Annotated in this window: 3 protein-coding genes; all 3 read right to left on the bottom strand. The window is 61.6% G+C overall.

Annotated elements, in window-relative coordinates; all coding sequences use genetic code 11:
- Window positions 1–47: 47 nt before the first annotated feature.
- Window positions 48–764, bottom strand: a complete 717-nt coding sequence (locus tag OC610_RS23430; protein WP_264431211.1) for a TetR/AcrR family transcriptional regulator — start codon at window positions 762–764, stop codon at window positions 48–50.
- A gap of 101 nt (window positions 765–865) precedes the next feature.
- Window positions 866–2,368 carry a lysine--tRNA ligase gene (lysS, locus tag OC610_RS23435; protein ID WP_264431214.1) on the bottom strand — a complete coding sequence of 501 codons (1,503 nt, stop codon included), beginning with the start codon at window positions 2,366–2,368 and terminating at the stop codon, window positions 866–868.
- Between the two features lie 108 nt (window positions 2,369–2,476).
- Window positions 2,477–3,564, bottom strand: a protein-coding gene (gene prfB, locus OC610_RS23440) for a peptide chain release factor 2 (RefSeq protein WP_264431216.1) whose coding sequence is annotated in 2 segments (ribosomal slippage) — window positions 2,477–3,499 and window positions 3,501–3,564 — 1,087 coding nt annotated over the 2 segments. Because the reading frame shifts where the segments join, the coding sequence is not laid out codon by codon here. This gene is flagged as partial in the annotation.

The following is a 3,564-nucleotide window of genomic DNA, read 5'->3' on the forward strand; positions in this document are numbered from 1 at the left end:
GGGAGCAAGCTCCCTCGCCACAAGGGTAGTGGTGGCCCCAAAAGGGGCTACACCGACGCCAGTACCAAGTGCATGTAGCGGTTCAGGATGCCGAGCATGTCTTCTTCGGCTACCGGCTCGGCGCCATTGAGCAAGCCCTGATATTCCATCCGTCCGATAATCGCCGTCAACACTTTGGCATCCTGTTGCGGCTCGCGCGACCCCAGAACCTGGAAAAACTGACACGTGCCATGCAACAGGATTTGCTGATGGGAGCGTACCAGCACCGCCAGTCGCGGGTTGAGCAAGGCTTCCTGGCGGAACGCTTGTTCGGCCATCAGGTAGTCGCGACGGCTCTGCAGTTGATGCTGCACGTAATCGGCGGTCATCCGCGCGATGTCGTCGGCCAATTGCGAGCGCGACTCGGCGCTGCCGTCCCCATAGGCGACCATCTCGCGCAGCAAGCCCTCGTTATTGGCCCACAACTTGGCCATGAAGGCCGCGCTGCGCTCCACGTATTGGGCGAAGGTATCGGTGAGCAGGTCATCGATGTCCTTGAAGTAATACGTGGTGGCCGACAGCGGTACGCCCGCTTCGGCGGCCACCGCGCGGTGTCGCACCGCCCGTACGCCATCGCGCACGACAATGCGCATGGCCGCGTCGAGAATCTTCTGGCGGCGCTGTTCACTGCCCTGTCGGCTGGCCTTGCGGCCCTGGTACTGAACACTTTCAGCCACAGCAGTGGCGACGCCCGCTGCACCTTCTTGAGCCATTGCACGATTCACGACAGGTCTTTCCTCGCTATTTCAGAAGTAACCAATTGATACGTTTGTACCAGACAGGCAATAAAAAGCCGCCCATCGAGGCGGCTTTTTATTTGAAACACTTACGCTTGGGGCCGCATGTGCGGGAAGAGGATGACATCGCGGATCGACGGTGAGTTGGTCAACAACATCACCAGGCGATCGATGCCGATGCCTTCGCCGGCGGTCGGCGGCATGCCGTACTCCAGGGCGCGCACGAAATCGGCGTCGTAGTGCATGGCCTCGTCGTCGCCTGCGTCCTTGTCGGCCACCTGGGCCATGAAGCGCTCGGCCTGGTCTTCCGCGTCATTGAGCTCGGAATAGGCGTTGGCGATCTCACGACCACCGATGAACAGCTCGAAGCGGTCGGTCACGCTTGGGTTTTCGTCGTTGCGACGGGCCAGTGGCGACACTTCGAACGGGTACTGGGTGATGAAGTGCGGCTGCTCCAGCTTGTGCTCGACCAGCTCTTCGAAAATCATCACTTGCAGCTTGCCCAGGCCTTCGAAGCCGAGCACCTTGGCGCCGGCCTTCTTGGCGATGGCGCGGGCCTTGTCGATGTCCTGCAGGTCGGCGGCGGTGATTTCCGGGTTGTACTTGAGGATCGAGTCGAACACCGACAGGCGCACGAACGGCTCGCCGAAGTGGAACACCTTGTCGCCGTACGGCACGTCTGTGCTGCCCAGGACCAACTGCGCCAGTTCGCGGAACAGTTCCTCGGTCAGGTCCATGTTGTCTTCATAGTCGGCGTAGGCCTGGTAGAACTCGAGCATGGTGAACTCGGGGTTATGCCGGGTCGAAACGCCTTCGTTACGGAAGTTGCGGTTGATCTCGAAGACTTTTTCGAACCCGCCGACCACCAGACGCTTGAGGTACAGCTCCGGGGCGATACGCAGGAACATTTCCATGTCCAGGGCGTTGTGGTGGGTTTCGAACGGCTTGGCCGCCGCGCCGCCAGGGATGGTCTGCAGCATCGGCGTCTCGACTTCGAGGAAGTCACGCTTCATCAGGAAGCTGCGGATGTGGGCGATGACTTGCGAACGCACGCGGAAGGTCTGGCGCACGTCTTCGTTGACGATCAGGTCGACGTAGCGCTGGCGATAGCGCTGCTCGGTGTCGGTCAGGCCGTGGTGCTTGTCCGGCAATGGGCGCAGGGACTTGGTCAGCAGGCGCACGCTGGTCATTTCGACGTACAGGTCGCCCTTGCCGGAGCGGGCCAGGGTGCCTTCGGCGGCAATGATGTCGCCCAGGTCCCAGGTCTTGACGGCGGCCAGGGTTTCTTCCGGCAAGGTCTTGCGGTTGACGTAGACCTGGATGCGCCCGGTCATATCCTGGATCACCATGAACGAACCACGGTTGAGCATGATGCGACCGGCAACCTTGACCGGAATCGCCGCCTCGGCCAGCTCTTCCTTGGTCTTGTCCGCGTACTTCTTCTGCAGGACATCGCAATACGCGTCGCGGCGGAAGTCGTTGGGGAAGGCCTGGCCCTTTTCGCGCTCGGCAGCAAGCTTTTCCTTGCGCAGGGCGATCAGGGAGTTTTCTTCCTGTTGCAGGGCTTGCGGGTCGAGTTCTAGGTCGCTCATGTCTTTAAGGTTTCCATCACAGGTTCGTTGCCCCCGGCCCCGGGGCCGGAGTTTGCGGGCAGGCCTCGCTCCCATGGAAGCGTGCCTGCCCACCGCGTGGGTGTCGCGTTACAGCCCTTGCTTGAGGCTGGCGATCAGGTATTCATCGATGTCGCCGTCGAGCACTTTGTCGCAGTCGCTGCGTTCGATGCTGGTGCGCAGGTCCTTGATCCGCGAGGCGTCGAGCACGTACGAACGGATCTGGTGACCCCAGCCGATGTCGGACTTGGTGTCTTCCAGCGCCTGGGACGCGGCGTTGCGCTTCTGCACTTCCTGCTCGTACAAGCGGGCCCGCAGCATCTTCATCGCGGTGTCTTTGTTCGCATGCTGGGAACGTTCGTTCTGGCAACTGACCACGGTATTGGTCGGTACGTGGGTGATCCGCACCGCCGAGTCAGTGGTGTTGACGTGCTGGCCACCGGCCCCGGAGGAACGGTAGGTGTCGATGCGCAGGTCGGCCGGGTTGATCTCGATCTCGATGTTGTCATCGATTTCCGGCGAGACGAATACCGCCGAGAACGAGGTATGGCGACGGTTGCCGGAGTCGAACGGGCTCTTGCGCACCAGGCGGTGCACGCCGATCTCGGTCCGCAGCCAGCCGAAGGCGTATTCGCCCTTGATGTGCACGGTGGCGCCCTTGATCCCGGCGACTTCACCGGCCGACAGCTCCATGATGGTGGCGTCGAAACCGCGTTTGTCGGCCCAGCGCAGGTACATGCGCAGCAGGATGTTGGCCCAGTCCTGGGCCTCGGTGCCGCCGGAACCGGCCTGGATGTCCAGGTAGGCGTTGTTCATGTCCATCTCGCCACTGAACATGCGACGGAATTCCAGCTTGGCGAGGTTCTCGTCCAGGCGCGTCAGCTCGGCGACGACATCGCCGACCGCGCCTTCGTCGTTCTCTTCGACAGCCATGTCCAGCAGGTCGCGGCAATCGGCCAGGCCGCTGGACAACTCGTCCAGGGTCTCGACGATCTGCGCCAGCGCAGAACGCTCGCGGCCCAGCTCCTGGGCGTACGAAGGGTTGTTCCAGACATTCGGATCTTCAAGCTCGCGATTGACTTCGGTCAGGCGCTCATGCTTTTGATCGTAGTCAAAGATACCCCCGAATAGTTTCGGAGCGCTCGGACAGGTCCTTGATGGTGTTAAGGATCGGGTTG

Source organism: Pseudomonas agronomica (assembly GCF_025917275.1).
Lineage (GTDB): Bacteria > Pseudomonadota > Gammaproteobacteria > Pseudomonadales > Pseudomonadaceae > Aquipseudomonas > Aquipseudomonas agronomica.

Coding starts and splice junctions, on each gene's coding strand:
- lysS (WP_264431214.1), bottom strand. CDS start 2,368: ATGAGCGACCTAGAACTCGACCCGCAAGCCCTGCAACAGGAAGAAAAC.